Below are 11,967 nucleotides of genomic sequence, written 5' to 3' on the forward strand. Positions count from 1 at the left end.
TGTGTCCCACAGTGTCCCACGGACCGCGAGGGGCCCGGCACGCCGATGTCGGATGACTCCTGTCAGAAACACCGACGACGAAGGAGAAGCGATGTCGACCGAGCGCATGCCGAACCCGGCGGTTCTGATCCCCGAGGCGATGGAGGCCCTGATGGCCGTGAACGGGGTCATCGCGGGCGCCGGAGTGGACGGCAAGCTGCTGGCGCTGAGCCACCTGCGGGCCAGCCAGATCAACGGCTGCGGGCCGTGTGTGGCCGGGGGCGCCCACCAGGCCCGCCAGCACGGCGCGACCGCGGACCAGGTGCACGCCGTCGCCGCGTGGCGGGAGACGCCCTGGTTCAGCGACGAGGAGCGCGCCGCGCTGGCCCTGACCGAGGCCGTGACTCGGCTCGCCGACCAGCCGGACCCGGTGCCGGACCAGGTGTGGGACGTGGCCGCCAAGCACTTCGACCAGAAAGAGCTGGCCGCGCTGCTGCTCAACATCGCGATTGCCAACGCCTTCAACCGGCTCAACGCGCCGACCCGCCAGCAGGCGGGCAAGTGGTGACCTTGTTCCTGATCAGAACCGAAGATCTCGATCAACGCTGAGACCTCGGTGGGCTCCGCCCTTCGGACAGGGCTCCACTGACCGGTACCGCCCGAAGCCACGTGTCACAGAGAGAGGACGTTGTCATGTCGACCACGACGAAGACCATCACCGCGAACGGCGAGAAGTACGACGGTTTCACCGAAGAGGAGCGCGACGCGATGAAGGAGCGCGCCAAGGAGCGGAAGACGAGCGCCCGGCGGGGCGCCAAGCCCGACACGGAGAGCGACGTGCTCGCGAAGATCGCCGAGATGTCGGCGTCCGACCGGGTGATCGCCGAGCGGTTGCACGCCGTGATCAAGGCCAACGCGCCGGTCCTCACATCGAAGCTGTGGTACGGGATGCCCGCGTACGCCCGCAACGGCAAGGTCGTCTGCTTCTTCCAGAGTGCGGCGAAGTTCAAGACGCGGTACGCGACGCTCGGCTTCAGTGACGGGGCGAACCTCGACGGGGGCGCCATGTGGCCGACCTCGTTCGCCCTGACCGAGTTGACCGCCGACGACGAGGCGAGGGTCGGCGCGCTCGTGAAGCAGGCGGTGAGCTGAGGACCGGACGTACAGCTGGTCAGCCGGCGCCGATGGGGCCGGCTGACCAGCTGTATTGGCGGATCGCGGAAGATCCGGACACGGCCAGGGCCGTGACCACAAGCAGAGGGGTACGTCCCGAAGCACCTATCTCGCCTACGGCGATGGCGGAAGCTGCGGGTCAGGTTCGACCGCGTGGCGGGGGTGGAGGTGAACGGACGGACTCAGACGTGCAGGGTCGGCCGGTAGATGAGTTCCTGGGTGCGGCCGTCGAGTGTCCGGCTCTCTGTCAGCTCCAGGTCGAAGTCGGCCGCCCCCTGGAAGATCGGCTCCGTCCCGGTCTGACCGGTGATCACCGGAAAAAGCGTCACCTGGACGCGGTCGACCAGACCGGCGGCCATTAGCGCCCGGTTCAACGACAGGCTGCCGTGCGAGCGCAAGGGCACCTCGGACTCCTCCTTGAGCCGGGCGACGGCGTCGACGGCGTCACCGCTCACAACGGTCGCGTCCGGCCAGTCGAGGGGTCCTTCCAGCGTGCTCGACACCACCGTCGCCGGGAGGCTCCTCATCCGAGTGACCCAGGCGTCACGGACCTCGGACTCCTCGGTGCTCGCGGCCAGCATCCGCGCGAACACCCGGTACGTCTCGGCTCCGAAGACCATGCGCTGCTCCTCGCTGTACAAGGCGAGGCGGTGCTCGAGCAACTCGGGGCCCTGCTTACCCCAGTAGCCGCCCCAGTTGCCGCTGTTGGTGCCGAAGCCATCGAGGCTGGAGAAGACGTCGAAGGTGTAGGTAGCGGTCATGGTGCTCTCCTTGTGCGTGCGAGTTCGGTACGACGGGTCTGCAGGAAGGCGCGCTCGGTCTCGTTGGTGGCCAGTGCCATGGCTTGGTCGTAGGCGGCTCGGGCCTCCGCGTCACGGCCGAGCCGGGCCAGCAGTTCGGCCCGGGTGGCGGGCAACCGGTGGTAGCCCGGGAGATCGACGTCTTCCAGCGCGGCGAGGGCCACCGCCGGTCCGTGCACCTCGGCGACGGCGACCGCACGGTTGAGCGCGACGATCGGAGTCGGCGCGAGCGCGAGGAGCTGGTCGTAGAGTGCCAGGACCTGCGGCCAGTCGGTGGCGGCGCCGTCGGTGTGCACCGCGCTGATCGCGGCCTGGATCTGGTATGGGCCGGGCCGGTTTCGCCGCAGACAACGGCGGACCAGGTCGTGGCCCTCGGCGATGAGTGTCCGGTTCCACAATGACCGGTCCTGATCGACCAGCAGCACCAGTTCGCCGGTCGGGTCGAGCCGGGCTGGGCGGCGCGCCTCGGTCAGCAGCAGCAGGGCGAGCAAGCCGAGGACCTCGGGCTCATCGGGCATCAACGCGGCGAGCTCGCGGGCGAGCCGGATCGCCTCGGTGCACAGGTCCCTTCTGATCAGCGGTCCGGCGGTGGAAGCGTAGCCCTCGTTGAACATCAGGTAGAGCACGGTGAGCACCGGCGGCAGCCGGTCCGGCAGCTCATGTTCGGCAGGTACCCGGTAAGGAATGCCGGCGTCGCGGATCTTCTTCTTGGCGCGCACGATCCGCTGGGCGACGGTCGCCTCCTGAATCAGGTAGGCCCGGGCGATCTCCGGTACTTCGAGGCCGCCGAGCAGGCGGAGCGTGAGGGCGGTCCGCGCATCAGGAGCGAGCGCCGGGTGGCAGCAGGTGAAGATGAGTCGCAGCTGGTCGTCTTTCACCGGTCCCACCTCCTGGGGCTCGTCCTGTTGGTGCAGCAGCAGGGCCTGGGCGTGCCGGGCCTCGCGGGTCGACTCCCGGCGGAGCCGGTCGACGGCCCGGTTGCGTCCGGTGGTCACGATCCAGGCGCCCGGGTTCGGCGGTGGGGTCTGCCACTTCTGCAGCGCCGTGGTGAAGGCGTCTTGGACCGCCTCCTCGGCGAGGTTGATGTCACCGAGGAGGCGGGCCAGGGTGGCGACGCAGCGGCCGTACTCCGCGCGGTAGATGCTCGCCAGGTCCATGTCGCGTGACCGGCTTGTGATCAGGCTTGGGACAGGTCATCGAAGGGGCGCACCTCGACCGGGCCGCAGGCCGCCGCGCACTTCTGGGCCCAAGCCAGCGCCTGGTCCAGGTCCGCGCACTTGATGATCCAGAATCCGGCGATGTGCTCCTTCGTCTCGGCGAATGGACCATCGCTCATGGTGGTGGTGCCGTTCTCGATCCGGACGACGGTGGCGCTGTCCGGCGACAGGAGTCCGCCGGCGAAGACCCAGGCGCCGGCGGCCTGCAGTTCGTCGTTGATCCGATCGGTCTCCCTGAACATGGTTTGCATCTCCTCGTCGGACGGCGTCGGAGCGCCCTCGACGAAATGCACGGCAATCAGGTACTGCTTCATGACGGTCCTCCGGTAGCTCGACGGTGCGATGGCGACAGGTCAGGCGGTCAGGCGGCGCGCGACAGCGGGGATCACGATCGCGGCCGCGACCAGGTGGGTGAGCATCAGCAGCGCCTTGGTGGCCGCCCCGGCGTCGGCGATCACGTCCGGCACCAGTGACAGGACGGTCAGCACCACCGTTGTGCGGACGAACGTGCGCTGCGGACGCCGGGCGACACGCGACAGCAGCGCGGCGATGACCACGCCGATCAGCGAAAAGGCAGCGGTCAGCACGCCGAACCCCGCGACCGGAATCGGGGCGCCACCCATGTCGAGGCTGATCCCTGCCGCGTGGCCGGCGGCGGCGACGGCCATGGTGGCGGCGCTCGCGGCAACCGCGGCGATGACACCGGTCCGGATCAGCGCACCGATGCTCGACGTGGTGGCGCGGGTCGTGTTCGCAGTGGTGGTCATCGTGCCCTCCAGGAGGTGTGTGGACCGGCTCGGCGCCGGGCTCTCACCAGGGCTACGAAAAGGATCAACCCCAATCGACAAGCACGCCCAGATCTTTTCGAAGACATTCGACTCCGGTGTACGTCGACGCAGTTCCGGGGCATAGCGGACGAACCCGACGATAGGCCGGTGATGCTCTGGGCGTCGATGAGCCGCGCGCCACGAACCTGACCTTCACCACAGCCTCCGCGTGGCCGCTGCTACCGACCTCGTCGACCATGCCGACGAGACCCAGTTCCAGAATCCACCGTTGCACGCCGTTCGGCCTTGGACCCCGACCATGCGGCGCGATGCGCTTCGTGCACCTGGCGCGCACTCTCGGCGGCACGAGCGGGCACCCAGCGGGCGCGCGTCTCGGCCGCTGGCTACGCCGCCCGCGGGTAAGGCACGGATCGAGCAGGTCACCGGGTTGATCCTGGCCACCGTCGCCGTCCGCCTAGTACTCCAACGTCACTTGTTCTTGACGCGGCAGTCTCAAGAATTATCTGGCGGCGGTCCGACGAGGGGTTCGCCAATGTCCGGCAGTCTACGGCCGCGTGGACGAGGGCCAGTTCCCAGCGTGCGCACCGCGGTCGAGGACACCGCGGCCAGTTCTGGCTGCGCAGGCAGAAATACCGTGGGGACACCCAGCGACTGGTTCATCGCGGCGAGCTGGTACTCGGTCCGAAGGTCGGTGGTGTTACGCACGCCGCGGACGATCACTCCTACTTCGAGGCGACGGCAGTAGGTGGAGGTCAACCCGCTCCAGGCCGTAACGGTGACGGAGGTCCACTCGACCGGCAGGATGGCCCGAACAGCGGCCGCCCGCTCCTCTTCGTTGGTGCCCGGATGCTTGATGCTGTTGACCGCGACGAGCACGACCACTTCGTCGAAGAGGTCGCGCGCCCGCTTCACGACATTCAAATGCCCTGGGGTGAAGGGATCAAAGCTGCCGGGGTAGACGGCTCGCACGCGTACGCGACCGGGGGTGCGCGCTGTCGAACGTGGCCCTGCCGATGGTTCGGTCGTCACGGCCGCAAGACCCGCTGCGCATCGCGGATGACCCGCTCGGATGCCAGTGGGGCCCAGGAGGCGAACAGTTCCCGGAAGTAGGTACCGTGCCGGTCCGCCACCGCGGGATCGTGTTCGACGACGTCCAGTTCGTTGACGATGCTCAGGTCCATGAGCGACCGAAGTTGAGCCGCATTCGGCGTTCTCACCTGACGTACGAAGCGGTCGAACACCTGACCGGTCTTTGCCAGCTCCCGCCAGCTGCGTCTACGGTCGCAGGCGCCATACAGATAGACAAGCTCCTCGGCGTCGGCACCAACGAGGTCCCGTAGCACAGCACGATCGGCCTGATCAAGCAGGGCGAGGTCGAACCCGTCGGTGCCGTAGACGGCGTGGGTAAGGCCCGCGGCTTGCACTTCACTGCTGCAGCCAAGCACGGCGAGTCGTTCGCTGACTCGACACAGGTGGGCGTACAGGTTGCCCCCGGGATGCGCGATCTGCTCAGCTCCATGCCGGCGGAGCCAGACCCGCACGCCTTTGTCGGTGCCCATGGCCCGACTGTAGGTATCGGCTGTCGGATTCGCTGGCCCCTGGGTGTGGGCAATATGTCACAGCGCCGTGGATACGTCTGGCACTTGCCCCTGAGGGTCGGCAGACCCAAAGCACCTCAATGCCACCTGGCTACGAGATCAAGAAATAGAAGGTCCGCACAGACTTTCGAAGAACCGGACGTGGGCGATGCCGCCCGCGTTGGGCAGCGCCGGCGTCCGCTCTTCAGCTGCCGGCTACCGGCCGTCCACTGAACCCACGACGGAGACTCCGCAACCACCTACGGCTACCGGCTTGAGGCGGGCGGGCAGCCGGCACCATTCGTGGCGACGTCAGCGGACGTACCATGCTGCGCGCACTGAGGGACGTCTGCGGCACGCGCGCCATGGACGGCTGGAAGCACGAAGCCGGCGCATCACAGCGATCCTCTTCGACGGCCCCCGGTCGGCGCGCAACGCAGGCTGACCGCAGCTCAGGATGGCTGGCGTGCGGCATGAGTCCGGATGAGCCCCTCGACGCCGCGGAGGAAGGTTTCGCAGATCAGTACCGGGTCGAAAAGGCAGCCGGCCGCCATGGCGCCGTCGCGGAGCATGACGAAGTGCTGCGCGGCGGGCTCGGCCTCGGTTTTCTCGATGCTCGCCATCAAGGTGTTGATCGTGTCGAGGAACCACTGTCGATGCGTGAGGACGGCTTGGTGCACGGGGTGGTCGGGATCGTGATACTCGGCCACGGCGTTCAGGAAGGCGCAGCCGCGAAAGCCGGCGGACTGAATGCCCTGGGCAATCGACTCCGCAACGGCCCGGAGGGTGTCGGGCGCCGGTAGGCCGGCGGTGATAGCCGTGTCCACCTGGCCGCGGATGGCTTGATCGGCTGCCTGCAGATAGGCGAGGACGAGATCCTCTTTGCCGGGGAAGTGCCGATAGAAAGTGGCCCGGGTCACTTTCGCCTCGGTGATGATCCGGTCGACGCCGACCGAGTGGATTCCCTCCCCGTAGAAAATCCTGGTCGCCGTGTTGAGAAGCCGTTGTCGCGCCTCGGACGGCCGGATGACGGTCTCGCTACGTGCCATGAGCCCATAGTAGCGAATAGAACGTTCAGTCTTGCACCTTCGGCCCGTCGGGCTCGGCCAGTCCTCGCGGATGGCCTCGACGGCCGCTCCCAGCCCGGGGGTAGGCAAAGGGGTAGAACGTTCTGTCTTGACAAGTCGGCGCCAAGTCGCCATCATTTAGCTAGGTAGAACGACCGTTCTACAGGGCGGTGCTTCCGGCCCGCGGCGCCCGCTGGGCGCCGTTTCCCCTCTCAGTACCCACCGAAGGACACCATGACCACCGTTACCGCACCCGGGATCTCGACGACGGCGTCCACCCTGCGGCGGCTTTACTTCGTCCGCTTCGCGTTCGCCATCGTCTGGGCCCTCGTGATGTTCACGACCGCCAAGCACCTCGGGCCGCTGGCCGTGACGCTGCTCGTAATCTACCCGCTGTTCGACGTGGCCGCCGCCGTCATCGACGCCCGCGCGTCGCGCGCCACCGGATCATCCACGCTGCTGTACGTGAACGTCGCGGTCAGCCTGCTCGCCGCAGTCGGCTTGGCCTTCGCCGGCGCGTCCGGCATCCCGGCGGTCCTGCGCGTGTGGGGTGCCTGGGCGGTCGTGGCCGGACTGGTTCAGCTGATCGTGGCGGTCAACCGCCGCGGGATGGGCGGCCAGTGGCCGATGATCATCAGCGGGGGCATCTCCGTCCTCGCCGGCGGATCGTTCATCGCCGCTGCCTCCGCGGACAACCCGGTGCTGACCAACGCGATCGGCTACGCCATTCCCGGCGCCATCTTCTTCCTCATCTCGGCCATCCGCCTCGGTCGCGCCGCCAAGGCGATCTGACATGGACAGCGCCACCTACGACGTGGTCGTGATCGGCGCGGGGCCGGTCGGGGAGAACGTCGCCGATCGGGTCGTGCAGGGCGGCCTGACCGCAGCCATCGTCGAGCGGGAACTGGTCGGTGGTGAGTGCTCATACTGGGCCTGCATGCCGACCAAGGCGTTGCTGCGCAGCGCGACCGCGCTCCGGGCGGCGCGCCAACTGCCCGGCGCTCGTGAGGCGGTGACGGGCGACCTGGACGCGGCCGCCGTGCTGCGCCATCGCGACTCCTTCGCCTCGAACTGGTCTGACGACGGGCAGGTGTCCTGGCTCGACTCGGCCGGGATCGCGCTGTATCGCGGCCAGGGACGGATCAGCTCCGACCGGGTCGTCGAGGTGTGGACCGGCGAGGACGACCCGAGCATCTCGCTCACCGCCCGGCATGCGGTCGTCGTCGCGACCGGAAGCAGGGCACTGATCCCGGACGTCACCGGTATCGGCCAGGCGGCACCCTGGACGAGCCGGGAGGCTGCCGCCGTGACCGACATTCCTGGTCGGCTCGCCGTCATCGGTGGTGGCGTGGTGGCGTCGGAGATGGCGACCGCGTTCGCAAGTCTCGGATCCAGGGTGACGGTGCTGGCCCGTGACGGTGTGCTGCCGCTGGCGGAGCCGTTCGTCGGCGAGCGGGTCACGCAGTCGTTGCGGGAAGCCGGTGTGTCCGTGAGGCTCGGCGCCGAGGCCGCGTCAGTGAACCGGGACGGCGACGGCACGGTGCACGTCACGCTCACCAACGGCGAGCAGATCGCAGCCGACGAACTCCTCGTCGCGACCGGCCGTACACCGAACACGCAGGACGTCGGTCTCGACAAGATCGGCCTGAAGCCCGGTGCGTGGCTCACGGTCGACGACACGTTGCGGGTCGTCGACGACGACGGGGCGTTGATCGGCGACGGATGGCTGTACGCCGCCGGTGACGTCAACCGGCGCGTACTGCTGACCCACCAGGGCAAGTACCAGGCTCGCGCAGTGGGCGACGTCATCGTGGCGCGCGCCAAGGGCGAGCAGGTCGACGACGGCCGGTGGGGCCGGCACGTCGCCACGGCCGACGAGCGTACGGTGCCGCAGGTCGTCTTCACCGACCCGGAGATCGCGTCGGTGGGGCTGACCGCAGCCGCCGCCGAGGCCGCCGGGCTGCGGATCCGGGTCGTCGACTACGACCTGGCCGCCGTCGCGGGATCCGCTCTGCACGCCGAGGGATACCAGGGGCACGCCCGGATGGTCGTCGAAGAGGACCGGCAGGTGATCGTCGGCTTCACACTCGTCGGTCCCGACGTCGCGGAACTGCTGCATGCGGCGACGATCGCGGTCGTCGGCGAGGTGCCGCTGGATCGGTTGTGGCACGCCGTTCCCGCGTTCCCGACGGTCAGCGAGGTTTGGCTGCGCCTGCTGGAGGCGTACGGCCGCTGACGGCGAGCCGAGTACCCCTCGACCGGTCGCGGTTCGTGGCGGGACGAGGCGCGCTGAAGTGGCGCCGGCCAGCGGCTGCTTTCTCGGCACCCCACCGATGCGGGGGTCACGGACGCTGCAGCTCCTCGACCGTGAGCCCCTCGGGACCGTCTGCGTGTTCATCGCGGAGTACCGGAAACCACTCCCGGGGCCCGCGGGCGGATGAGGGCGAGGGGAACACCAGCAGAGGCCGACGCAACCCTGTCGGCCGCCGACTCGTTGCTGCCACAGGGGCGGACGGGGGCGGACGATGGTGGCGGGACGCGGTGCCGAACTGCTGCGCCCTGCGACGAGTTCGGGGCGCGCCACGTTCCTGGAACTCTTCTTCGACCTGGCCTTCGTTGTCGCCCTCACCCGGGTCTCGCAACGGTTCGCCGACCTCGGCAGCGACACCGGCTGGACGCTCGTTGCCGGGCTCGGTCGTACCCTGCTGCTGTTCCTGGCGCTCTGGTTGATCTGGTCGCACACCACCTGGATCACCAGTCGCTACGAGCCGGAGCGGTCGATCATTCAGGCGGTCGTGGTCGGCACCATGTTCGCCGCCCTGGTGATGGCGGTGACGCTGCCGCGCGCCATGGAGGAGCGGGCGTTGCCGTTCACGGTCGCGTATCTGCTGGTGATGGTGGTGCGGCCGCTGGTGGTCGCTGCCGCGCTGCGTGGCCATCCACGACGGCTGGTGCCGTTTCGCCTCGCCGCATGGGCAGCGCTTTCCGCGCCGCTCTGGCTGGTCGGCGCGTTGGGCCCGGACCGGCTCCGCCTGCCGCTATGGGCTGCCGCGCTTGCCGTGGACTATCTCGCCTGGGCCCTGGGCTGGCCGCTGCCGCGGCTCGGGGCTGCCGCGGTGGGTCACTGGCGGATCGCCGGGGGGCACCTGGCCGAACGTCACCAGCAGATGTTCCTCATCGCGCTCGGTGAGTCGATCGCGGTCATCGGCGTCGTCTTCAGTGGCATGAGTTACTCCGCGGAGCGGGCAGCCGCCTTCGTGGTCGCGTTCGCCACCAGCGCGCTGCTGTGGCGGATCTACTTTCACCGCGCCGGTCTGTTGCTGACCGAGGCGTTGGGTCGGGCGCGTATGCCCGGCCGGTTGGGCACGGCGACGGAACGGACGCACGCGTTGATCGTGCTCAGCGTGCTCGTCACCGCGGTCGGCTACGAGCTGGTGATCGCCCATCCGTTCGGGCCGCTGCGACCGACGTGGCTTCTGTTCGTGGTGGGCGGTCCGGCGCTCTTCCTCCTCGCTCGGGTACGGCTGGATTACGAGATCTTCGGCCGGGTCTACCGGTCGCGGATGATCGGCTTGGTGGTCCTGCTGCTGGTCACGACGGTGCTGGCCCGCTGGTCGCCGATGGTCGCACTGAGCGTGGTGGCCGGAGTGCTGGTCCTTGTCGCGCTGCTCGACGCGTTGCGAAATCGGCAGCAGCCGCTGGAGGATTCCGCCTCGCCGATTGGGCGGGAGACGCCCGGCAGCCCCGGGTCCGAGGCGTGATCGCGCGGGCTACCTGAAGCGCTCCGTCGCCCCGCAGCTGTATCAACTCACCTGTCTTGTGGGCGGGATCAGGCACCCGCGACTCGCCAGCCGTGGCCGCCTAGTCATACATCACCGTGGGTCACCAGCGGCGATGAACGCCAGCCCGCCCAGAGGGGCAGAAGCGGATGCCAGCAAGCAGATCGCGTGGCGCGATACCCGCGAACCGCGACGTAGTCGTGGACGTGCGGCAGGATGGACAGCCATGGGCGCTGCCGACCCGTACGTGACCGTCACGGAGCCGACATTCGTGGCACGGATCCTCCTCGATCCCGACACAGGTACCGCGGATTCCGTGGCCAGCGTGGATGCCTTCGTCGATCTTCCTGACGGCTCTAGTTGGGCGCTGACGATCCTCACCGTCGACGAGGTCCGCCGCCTGCTCGCGGAATGGAAGGAGACCGGTGAAGTCGCGAACGGCAGTTACTTCTGGGCCGTTGATCAGCTGATCGTGCCCGGACCGGGCGTATCGGCCATGGCCACAGCGATCCGAGAACTCGTCCGCAGCGGGGAGATCGTAAGCGTCGGTGTCCGATGCGAGGATCCGGGCTGACGCCGTTTGGGCATACCCGCGACGAGTGATGGCTCCGACGGGCGACGGGCACGGCTGCCGGCAGCGCAGTGCGCCTTATCAGACACGGGCGCGGGCACGGCGTGACGCCTCAGGGCTCGCGCTGCTCAACCCGAGTCCACCCGGTCCAACCACGCTCGCCGATCAGCTCCCGCAGCCGCACGGCGGCGGAGTGGGCGCCGTCGGGTTGGGAAAGTGGCGTCATGGCTGACTCACCGCTCGGTCATCGGCAAGTGAGGACGTCACCCGACGAATCCTGTTACGTCTGAACCCGACGCCCTCGCCGTCCATTCGCTCGACCAGCGGCATAAGCGGATATCGGCTGGCGCGGCGCGCAGCCCGTGGGCCATAGTTTGGGCGTGATCGTCATCCAGCGGGTGCGCGTGCGATGGAGCGCCGCTGGCCGCGGCGCACCACAGGCCGACGCCCGTCGAGGACTCAACCGCCCGTTGATACTCCCTGCGCCGCTGCCAACAGGCGATGTCGTGGTCCACGACGTCCTGGCTGATGAGGTCGCCGGCTACGCACGACGCGTCGACGTACTGACCGGCGGCGTGAGCATCGCCCGCAGCCTCACTCTATGGCTCACCTTCGACGGCTCGGCGGTAACCGTCGAGCGCCTGCCCGGCAGGGCGGCGTTTCCCCGGACGGGAGTGTCGACCCGGCTGTTCACCCTCACGCACGGGCAGGTCGGCCGGTACAGAGCCAACTTCCGGTTCCGGTTCACCGACTGCGCGTGCGACCCCAGCTGGTACTACGAGGACTGGGTGGTCCACGTCAGCAACGGCGATGTTGCACACGACCGGTTTCTGAGCGGCGAGCCGGACCGCGATGTCGACAACCGTGTCCATCTTTACGGCGGCCCCGCGCGCCGAGGTAACCGCTAGCAGGCTCCCATCGCACGCGGGTCGGCCGGGATTCGAGCGCGCTGGCGAGTCATGCGCGTCGATGCTGGTTGATCGCTGAGAATGCTCGCCGTGATAATGCTGCTGGCC

General features: G+C 68.6%; 14 protein-coding genes. 7 read left to right on the forward strand and 7 right to left on the reverse strand.

From position 1 onward, the window contains the following. Positions 1-91: 91 nt before the first annotated feature. The gene (locus AB0C04_RS30950; RefSeq protein ID WP_357061651.1) at positions 92-547 is read left to right on the forward strand and encodes a carboxymuconolactone decarboxylase family protein; all 456 of its coding nucleotides are present in this window, start codon (positions 92-94) and stop codon (positions 545-547) included. A 125-nt stretch (positions 548-672) separates the two neighbouring features. Then, complete coding sequence (locus AB0C04_RS30955; RefSeq protein WP_357061653.1) at positions 673-1,131, forward strand: DUF1801 domain-containing protein; 459 nt, start codon at positions 673-675, stop codon at positions 1,129-1,131. Between the two features lie 203 nt (positions 1,132-1,334). On the opposite strand, the gene AB0C04_RS30960 is transcribed toward AB0C04_RS30955, so the two are convergent. The 7 genes from AB0C04_RS30960 to AB0C04_RS30990 form a co-directional block, all read right to left on the reverse strand. Continuing rightward, complete coding sequence (locus tag AB0C04_RS30960; RefSeq protein ID WP_357061656.1) at positions 1,335-1,913, reverse strand: dihydrofolate reductase family protein; 579 nt, start codon at positions 1,911-1,913, stop codon at positions 1,335-1,337. Then, a complete protein-coding gene (locus AB0C04_RS30965; protein WP_357061659.1) occupies positions 1,910-3,109 on the reverse strand; it encodes an RNA polymerase sigma factor in 1,200 nt (399 codons plus the stop codon). The genes AB0C04_RS30960 and AB0C04_RS30965 overlap by 4 nt, the downstream gene beginning before the upstream one ends. A gap of 20 nt (positions 3,110-3,129) precedes the next feature. Further along, positions 3,130-3,483 carry a YciI family protein gene (locus tag AB0C04_RS30970; RefSeq protein ID WP_357061662.1) on the reverse strand — a complete coding sequence of 118 codons (354 nt, stop codon included), beginning with the start codon at positions 3,481-3,483 and terminating at the stop codon, positions 3,130-3,132. 39 nt (positions 3,484-3,522) lie between these two features. Then, the gene (locus tag AB0C04_RS30975; RefSeq protein WP_357061665.1) at positions 3,523-3,936 is read right to left on the reverse strand and encodes a DUF6069 family protein; all 414 of its coding nucleotides are present in this window, start codon (positions 3,934-3,936) and stop codon (positions 3,523-3,525) included. A 513-nt stretch (positions 3,937-4,449) separates the two neighbouring features. After that, a complete protein-coding gene (gene coaD / locus AB0C04_RS30980; protein ID WP_357061668.1) occupies positions 4,450-4,926 on the reverse strand; it encodes a pantetheine-phosphate adenylyltransferase in 477 nt (158 codons plus the stop codon). A 56-nt stretch (positions 4,927-4,982) separates the two neighbouring features. Continuing rightward, positions 4,983-5,516 (reverse strand): DUF6817 domain-containing protein, encoded by a 534-nt coding sequence (locus tag AB0C04_RS30985; RefSeq protein ID WP_357061670.1) that lies wholly within the window; start codon positions 5,514-5,516, stop codon positions 4,983-4,985. Positions 5,517-5,986: 470 nt separating this feature from the next. Further along, positions 5,987-6,583 (reverse strand): TetR/AcrR family transcriptional regulator, encoded by a 597-nt coding sequence (locus AB0C04_RS30990; RefSeq protein WP_357061672.1) that lies wholly within the window; start codon positions 6,581-6,583, stop codon positions 5,987-5,989. A 252-nt stretch (positions 6,584-6,835) separates the two neighbouring features. Between AB0C04_RS30990 and AB0C04_RS30995 the strand changes: the two genes are divergently transcribed. The 5 genes from AB0C04_RS30995 to AB0C04_RS31015 all read left to right on the forward strand — a co-directional run bounded on the left by AB0C04_RS30995 (position 6,836) and on the right by AB0C04_RS31015 (position 11,859). Continuing rightward, positions 6,836-7,393, forward strand: a complete 558-nt coding sequence (locus AB0C04_RS30995) for a hypothetical protein (protein WP_357061674.1) — start codon at positions 6,836-6,838, stop codon at positions 7,391-7,393. 1 nt (position 7,394) lies between these two features. Beyond that, positions 7,395-8,837: an NAD(P)/FAD-dependent oxidoreductase gene (locus tag AB0C04_RS31000; protein ID WP_357061676.1), complete on the forward strand. Its 1,443-nt coding sequence runs from the start codon at positions 7,395-7,397 to the stop codon at positions 8,835-8,837. A 289-nt stretch (positions 8,838-9,126) separates the two neighbouring features. Then, positions 9,127-10,362 carry a low temperature requirement protein A gene (locus AB0C04_RS31005; RefSeq protein WP_357061678.1) on the forward strand — a complete coding sequence of 412 codons (1,236 nt, stop codon included), beginning with the start codon at positions 9,127-9,129 and terminating at the stop codon, positions 10,360-10,362. 244 nt (positions 10,363-10,606) lie between these two features. After that, entirely contained in the window at positions 10,607-10,954 is a 348-nt protein-coding gene (locus AB0C04_RS31010; RefSeq protein WP_357061681.1) for a hypothetical protein, read from the forward strand. 377 nt (positions 10,955-11,331) lie between these two features. Continuing rightward, positions 11,332-11,859 (forward strand): hypothetical protein, encoded by a 528-nt coding sequence (locus AB0C04_RS31015; protein ID WP_357061684.1) that lies wholly within the window; start codon positions 11,332-11,334, stop codon positions 11,857-11,859. The last annotated feature ends 108 nt before the right edge of the window (positions 11,860-11,967 follow it).

Origin of the sequence: Micromonospora sp. NPDC048909, assembly GCF_040649635.1 — a bacterium.
Taxonomy (GTDB): domain Bacteria; phylum Actinomycetota; class Actinomycetes; order Mycobacteriales; family Micromonosporaceae; genus Micromonospora.